Raw genomic sequence first — 6,344 nt, forward strand, 5'->3', positions numbered from 1 at the left:
AAAATGAAATTCTAAGAAAAACAAAGAAAACAAGAGAAAACGTTAGTATATAGAGGGAGTATAAAAATGGTTGCTTTTAGGGATACCAAAATAACCGAATAGCTACGTCCGGGACATGAGCCCAGCAATGATGCGACTTTAGAAATGCGCCCACGATAAAGTCATCATCGGTTGTAGCTAAGAGGAAGGCCGACTAAATACGGGCTTGCGGCCCGACGTCAGCATACCTCTGTTTTTAGTGGCATGATTTCTAAAACTTTAGTTGATCCAGTCGCTACGTTACTAAACGGGCGCTCTGCACCTTTGTTCTTGTCTATCCTTTTAGCTCGGTAATGATGGTGGCAATAGCAAAAAAGCCAAATGCTAATGCTGTTATTGCAGAAAATCCAATGGCGAGAATATTTTTGTATTTCATTTGACGAATGATAGATACAACTGCAAGTATAGCTACTAATAAAAACAAAACCCCTAATACGATATGCATGAATCTTTTTCCTCCTTATAGCTTCTCATTTCCTATTGTTGGTATAGAAAATGTATTTGTATTATTATGTAACTAGTGCGGTTATATTCCTTATTCTATAGCATTATATGATGTTTGTCGAGACTTAGCATTGATAATTTCTGTTAGCTTTCAATTAACGTAAAAATGACATCTTGGCATGAGGTTTTCTGCAAATAACGAGAGGAGATGGAACAATGAATTTACATACCATGCCCTTAGGGCCTTTAGGAACCAATTGTTATATTGTCTACGGAAAGGAGGAAGCATTGATTGTTGATCCTGGCGGTGATGCAGAGAAAGTAGCACAATTTTTAACTCTACATCATTTAACACCAATAGCTATTTTACTAACACATGCCCATTTTGATCATATTGGCGCAGTGGATGAACTAAGAAAGAAGTATGATATCGATGTTTTCCTTCATGAGTTAGAAGCAAGCTGGTTAGAAGACCCAAGTAAAAATGGTTCCCTTTTATTTACGCAACAAAAAGTGCAAACAGAAAAGCCAGACCAATTACTATATCCGCAGAAAATGCAACTAGAGGAATTTTCTTTCAACGTATTACATACACCAGGTCATTCTCCTGGTAGTGTCAGTTTTGTGTTTACGGAAGAGCAATTCGTAATAAGTGGTGATGTATTATTTCAGCAAGGTATTGGACGTACCGATTTACCAGGAGGAGATTATCAGCAATTAGAAAAATCGATAAAGGAAATATTATATACATTGGACGAATCATTTACGGTTTATCCAGGTCATGGACCCAAAACAAATATTGAGTTTGAAAAGAAACACAACCCTTTTTTTACTGCATAACTTAACATGGGCTGTTAGCATCTTAAAAACAGGTTAGGAACGTTACTTGTAAGGACAAGGTGGAGGAACAACAAAAAAGCCCGCATAATAATGTAGCAGGGCTTTTTGTTGCCTCTTATTGTCCGAATCCAGGTACTAGTATAAATTCTGAATACCATGTAAAACCAATAAAGAATATGGTACAGTACGCTCCGAATAAATACATATACATGCGTTCAGATAATTTCAAATAACTTAATGTTAGGAAAAAGGCCGTTTGAACGAGGAAAAGTAAAGCTGTTTTTTGCATATCGCCCACGAAAAACATTACGGTGAAAATTCCTGTCCAAAAGGCTAACACACGAAACATTCGATCCATGTCCATCCCCCTCCTTTTGGTAACCTTATCATAGTTATTATAAACGACCTGTGTGGACTTGTAAATGAAAGTAATATTTATCCCACCTATAATGTGCTGTAAGACCCCCTTCAGGAGTTGGAAATTGTACTGCCACAACTAAGCGTGAGATAAAAGCGCCTAAATACCTGATAGCTTTAGAGGTTTTTAGGTCACACCCTTGGGTACTAACAATCAGTGAGGATGAAAAACCCCCCACTGATTGAAGAAGATTCACTTTATTGTAGCCTTTTGACTTTTATGTTAGAAAATTATTCGAAAAAATTTTCGAGGAGGTTACGTGTATATCTCCTGCTTTTTTAGACCCCTATTACCTATATTCGATTTTTACACAACACACAAGGGAAGAGACCTTTGTATATAGTTATTCCTATTTTCTTATCTATCATAAATATATTCTTATTCAACGGGATAAACATCAGAAATGTTACCAACATAAACTGCAATGATGGTTTTTGTATATTTCAGCTAGCTAGAGAAGGTCACTGAAAGGATGAAGGGGCATAGGAAGGGGTTTTTAAGAAACCAGTAAGTTGTAGCTTAGATTGGTTATTCGTAGTAATAGTATAAAACAGGCGGTATTTTTCGGGAGGTAAAGATGTTATCCGCACAGAAACTTCACCGTAAGGAAATGAGATATCCATTTGGTTTTCTATCTCCCTGTTTTGGATTAATTCTTGCTTTATTTTTTCTCGGGACATTTGTACTAGCGTTTCTATTTTTAGTTGCTCGATTTGGTTTTTGGTCATAATCACATTGTTTTGATAACGATGAACGGTAGTTGAAATGATCAAGAAAACAAGCGTTGTAACGAATAAGACAAGAGGCAGCATAAACCCAGATTCTTTATGGGTAAAAGATAATTTCTTTATCATATTGCTCCCCCTCTATAGTAGTAACAGTTATTAGTAATCCATAAGGGAGTGGGGAAAAAGAGATATTTTTTACGTCTCGTAAATAAATTTCATGGCCGGTATTATCGACTTGTCTTCGTACCAAGCTTCCGTACATTGCAAACGTAGCTTCCTCTCCGTTTTGCATCATTAGCTTTAATTGGTTTGGATATATTTTAAGCTCTTGCGCTTGCATCACCTCATTACGCATAAATATAAAAAACTGTCCCACTGATAAATGAGTATTCGAATTTACTGTAGAGGCATCGCGGAGAACATAACTGACAAATGGAATACTAAATGCCAAAATTCCAATTGCAATTAATGTGGTAACAAGTGTAAAACCTGATTCACGATGATATGGCGTAAAAGCATAATTCTTCATTTGTTTGTTTAGCATTATTCCAGTACGCACACCCTTTCACATATTCTTTTTCTTCAAGGATTTCAATGGTTACTCTACGTTTATTTACTTGTAACTCGTATAATTTTATGGGGCTTTCCTTTTCCCAAATAGAAGGCTGCAGCTGGTCGTGAAGTTCATAGGCAATCTCAAGCCGGTCCCTTAACATCTTTTGTTCCACATGAAGAATTGAAATAGCTGGTGCGAGAACAATAATGAAAGTAAACAAAATACTAGAAGCAATAATTATTTCAACGAGTGTAAATCCACTATCCTTTTTCAACACGAAACCTCCCTTTACCAAAGGGAAATATTATTTTATATCGTGCTGTAGGAGAGTAAAGATAAAATGTTCGAGGTCGTTTAATATTTCCGTTCTTATTAAATTCAATAAAATGGTCGGCATTTTGACTAAACCAAAATCCTTCAGGCAAGTGAACTTGCTGTATAATTCGCGTGGAATTTAACACCACGTATTTATCATGATAAAGTTGGATTTTTACTGCTCCGTATGTTGTAGCGTGCATATGTTGGATTTTTATGACATCTGAGGCTAATTTATCGATGACATGGTTACTGCTAATTTTGTTTACATGCGAAGAAAGTGGAGGTAACGTCCATCCTAACATAATTAACGTAATACTAAGCACAATTAGCATTTCAATTAAGGTGAAACCGTTTTGCTTCAACCGTTTAACCCCGTACTTTTCCTGTTTTATTGTCATATCCTAGTTCCTTATCATTACATGTTTTCTGTTCTTCATTAAGGTATTCTGGAACTAAAGCGTTCAAGCTAGTTGGAAATCGGCTATGTTCTGCATAGTAAGCATCAACTTGCGCTTGAACGACTGCGACCAATGCCTCACATCCCTTGCTATTTACTTCTTGACTACGTTTTCCTAAATTAGGAACAATAAGAATGATTAATATCGCAATAATCATTAAAACGATTAGCATTTCAATCAATGTAAATGCTTCATTTTTCTTCCACATAGAAAGATCTCCCTTCTTAGCATTATTTAACACATATTTTTGAGTTATGCTTTTGTAATTAAATTGTTTTTATAAGCTGAAACATTGGCCACATTAGTGTCATATAAATGAATAAAACGAAGCAGCCGATGATAATAAAGAAAACAGGCTGAATATATGTGAGCATTTTAAGTATTCTACGTTCGGTTTCCTCCATTAAGCTTTCAGCGTATACATTCAAATCCTTTTCCAATGTTGCTGTATTACTGTCTTTTTGAAAAATATTAGCAAGTGGTGTATCCAGAAATCGAAGTTGAGAGAGTAGTGACGGAAGTTGCCTTCCTTCCGTTAATTGTGCTGTCATAAGCCTGGCATAGTAAGAAATAAGTGGCTGTTTCTTTTGGTACATCATTTGCTGAAGAATTGCTTTAAATGGTAGGCCAGTCTGAATTAACGTACTAAATTGAGTGGCAAATAAAAAAGAGGTTTGCACAGTTAAAAAATTCCTATATATAGGAAGGCGAGCGTAGAATGTCACTTGCTTATCTATAGGAATGTTACGCTTGAAATAATTCCATCCTATTGCGAAGATACAAAGTGCAGCGGTTGTAATTATAAGTAGTAAGAGTAACCAGTCGATAAGTGTCATTGCTATAACAAGAATTGCCGAAGATCCAGGGGTTCCTCGATATAAATCGATAAAGGATGGGATCACAATTTGTTTTAACATAAAAAGGATAGGAAGGAAAATAAATAGTAAAAGGATGGGATAGCGAATGGCTTGTCTAAATTTGCTTCGATAGATAAGCCTCTGCTCAAACATCTGAAAGCTTCTCTTTATATTCTCTGACAAATTTTGATTGGACATTGCAAAAGCAAGATAATTCGTAATAGATGGGTGAAAAGAGGCTTTCTTTAATGCTTGATCAAAGCTTGCTCCAGTTGTCAATTCATTCATGATGTGTGTGGCAAAGTCACTAAATCGCTTATCCCAAGCAATACTATCTAAAGCCTCAATAATAGGGTAACCATTCGTTAAAAGGTGGTGCAGACGTTTTAAAAAGCGTAATTGATCATGATGAGACAATTCATTCTTTTGTCTCGTTATATGTTTTTTCAGAAATGTATCCATAAGCATATGCCTTCTTTCGTAAGTGAGTAAATGAATGATATTGATCGGCTGGCCAAATTATATCATTCTGAAAGTACTTGGTGAGTAAAGAATGGTCAAGTAGTTCAAGAATAGCGGCTCTTCGTTTACCATGCTTTTTGGTTTCAAAGGACAATAGTTGAATCGATGCAATGGCAACTAAAGACTGTTTTACATCCTCCATGGCTAAACCAAGGCTTTTCAAACGATACAACGTTCCTAAACCATTGGCAGCATGTATCGTACTTAAAACAAGATGACCGGATAGGGACGCTTCTAAGGCAAATGCTGCCGTGGCAGCATCTCTAATTTCACCCACCATGATAATGTCTGGATCATGTCGTAGTGCAGCTTTAAATCCTGCTTGATACGTAATTCCCGCTTTTTCATTTATTTGCACCTGCAATATTTGCTCCAAGTCTTTTTCAATGGGATCTTCTAACGTAATCGCTTGTAGTGAATGTTGTTTGCGGATTGTTTCAAGAACGGCGTATAAGGTAGTTGTCTTACCACTTCCTGTTGGTCCATTAATAAGAATAAGACCAGAACGATTTTTCATCCATGTTAATAAAAGATGTAATTGATTCGGAAACAGAAATAATTGGTGGAGCGGAAGGGATGCTTGTTGGGGTAGAATTCGGATGGCTAAGCTCTCGTTATGCTTTACCGGTAAAGCGGAGAGACGCAGATCGTAGACTTGCCCAGCTATCCGTAAGGTGATTGTCCCATTTTGCGGCTTTCTAGTCTCTCCAATATCCATGGCGGAAGTAAATTTAAAGTACGTAAGCAATAACTGGTAAGATGAAGTAGAAATCGTTTTGTGAAAACTGCGATTACCTTGGATGCGATGATAGATATCGGTTTGAGACGATAAAGGGGAGAAGTGGATGTCTGAAGCTCCTTGCTCGATTGCATACAGTAATAATTTAGTAGCTTTTGCTTCTGCTGGATTCAAAAATTGATTCACCTCCTTATACCACTCATATTTCGACAAAAGAAACAAAACTCCTTCTTTTTTAATAAAAGATTTTTATTATACTTTGTGTAAAGGAATAAAAAGACTACCATAGACGTAAGGAAAGGTATAAAAATACACTTGTTGAATAAAAGAAGTGATTTTTTCTAGGGTAAGAAAGCATCGCCGGCCCCACTTCATGGATAGACCGAACGAAGGAATGTATGCGCGCGAAGACGCTGTGAGATGTG

The 6,344-nt window shown here is 36.5% G+C and carries 10 protein-coding genes; 1 reads left to right on the plus strand and 9 read right to left on the minus strand.

The window, feature by feature from the left end; all coding sequences use genetic code 11:
• Positions 1-313: 313 nt before the first annotated feature.
• Positions 314-484, minus strand: coding sequence for a DUF2759 family protein (locus tag D1839_RS19760; protein ID WP_120381480.1), 171 nt, complete (start codon positions 482-484; stop codon positions 314-316).
• Positions 485-699: 215 nt separating this feature from the next.
• Between D1839_RS19760 and D1839_RS19765 the strand changes: the two genes are divergently transcribed.
• Positions 700-1,323, plus strand: a complete 624-nt coding sequence (locus D1839_RS19765) for an MBL fold metallo-hydrolase (protein ID WP_120381481.1) — start codon at positions 700-702, stop codon at positions 1,321-1,323.
• A 115-nt stretch (positions 1,324-1,438) separates the two neighbouring features.
• Here the strand turns inward: D1839_RS19765 and D1839_RS19770 are convergent, their stop codons facing one another.
• From D1839_RS19770 to comGA, 8 genes are all read right to left on the minus strand, one after another.
• Positions 1,439-1,681 carry a DUF2626 domain-containing protein gene (locus D1839_RS19770; protein WP_120381482.1) on the minus strand — a complete coding sequence of 81 codons (243 nt, stop codon included), beginning with the start codon at positions 1,679-1,681 and terminating at the stop codon, positions 1,439-1,441.
• A 521-nt stretch (positions 1,682-2,202) separates the two neighbouring features.
• Positions 2,203-2,595: a competence type IV pilus minor pilin ComGG gene (gene comGG / locus D1839_RS19775; protein WP_120381483.1), complete on the minus strand. Its 393-nt coding sequence runs from the start codon at positions 2,593-2,595 to the stop codon at positions 2,203-2,205.
• Positions 2,567-3,013 carry a competence type IV pilus minor pilin ComGF gene (locus tag D1839_RS19780; protein WP_120381484.1) on the minus strand — a complete coding sequence of 149 codons (447 nt, stop codon included), beginning with the start codon at positions 3,011-3,013 and terminating at the stop codon, positions 2,567-2,569. The genes comGG and D1839_RS19780 overlap by 29 nt, the downstream gene beginning before the upstream one ends.
• Positions 2,964-3,299 (minus strand): PulJ/GspJ family protein, encoded by a 336-nt coding sequence (locus D1839_RS19785; RefSeq protein WP_158589709.1) that lies wholly within the window; start codon positions 3,297-3,299, stop codon positions 2,964-2,966. Before D1839_RS19785 ends, D1839_RS19780 begins: the two co-directional genes overlap by 50 nt.
• Positions 3,286-3,741: a competence type IV pilus minor pilin ComGD gene (gene comGD, locus D1839_RS19790; protein WP_120381486.1), complete on the minus strand. Its 456-nt coding sequence runs from the start codon at positions 3,739-3,741 to the stop codon at positions 3,286-3,288. The genes D1839_RS19785 and comGD overlap by 14 nt, the downstream gene beginning before the upstream one ends.
• Positions 3,710-4,009, minus strand: coding sequence for a competence type IV pilus major pilin ComGC (gene comGC / locus D1839_RS19795; protein WP_120381487.1), 300 nt, complete (start codon positions 4,007-4,009; stop codon positions 3,710-3,712). The genes comGD and comGC overlap by 32 nt, the downstream gene beginning before the upstream one ends.
• Before the next feature lie 58 nt (positions 4,010-4,067).
• On the minus strand, positions 4,068-5,120 hold the full coding sequence (comGB, locus tag D1839_RS19800) for a competence type IV pilus assembly protein ComGB (protein ID WP_158589710.1): 1,053 nt from the start codon (positions 5,118-5,120) through the stop codon (positions 4,068-4,070).
• Complete coding sequence (gene comGA, locus D1839_RS19805) at positions 5,077-6,093, minus strand: competence type IV pilus ATPase ComGA (RefSeq protein WP_120381489.1); 1,017 nt, start codon at positions 6,091-6,093, stop codon at positions 5,077-5,079. The genes comGB and comGA overlap by 44 nt, the downstream gene beginning before the upstream one ends.
• Positions 6,094-6,344: the final 251 nt, after the last annotated feature.

The sequence above is a fragment of the Roseburia sp. 1XD42-34 genome (genome assembly GCF_009917385.1).
Taxonomy (GTDB): domain Bacteria; phylum Bacillota; class Bacilli; order Bacillales; family Amphibacillaceae; genus Virgibacillus.